The sequence below is a fragment of the Stenotrophomonas sp. SrG genome, assembly GCF_050031795.1.
GTDB classification, from domain to species: Bacteria; Pseudomonadota; Gammaproteobacteria; order Xanthomonadales; family Xanthomonadaceae; genus Stenotrophomonas; species Stenotrophomonas rhizophila_A.
The window spans coordinates 1-236 of record NZ_JBNBBE010001302.1 but is presented as its reverse complement, the minus strand read 5'-3'; the positions used below and the strand labels follow the sequence as shown (position 1 = coordinate 236).

The following is a 236-nucleotide window of genomic DNA, read 5'->3' as shown; positions in this document are numbered from 1 at the left end:
TGCCGGCCAAGCGCACCCGCCGCCCGCCCGCCCCCGCCACCAGCGACCAGCTCGACCCGACCCCCGCCAATGACGAAGGCACCAGCACCCATACCGTGGTGCGGTCCGCGCTGACCGGCGTGGTGTTCCAGGACCGCGAGCGCAGCGGCACGGATGGCGGCACGCCGCAGGCCGGCGCACCGACCATCTCCGGCGTGGACGTGCGCCGCACCGGCACCGATGCCTACGGCAACGCG

The 236-nt window shown here is 75.8% G+C and carries 1 protein-coding gene; it reads left to right on the top strand.

Annotated elements, in window-relative coordinates:
- Positions 1-236 (top strand): hypothetical protein (locus tag ACQG3P_RS23630; protein ID WP_426806407.1); only part of this gene is annotated, 236 nt, incomplete at both ends.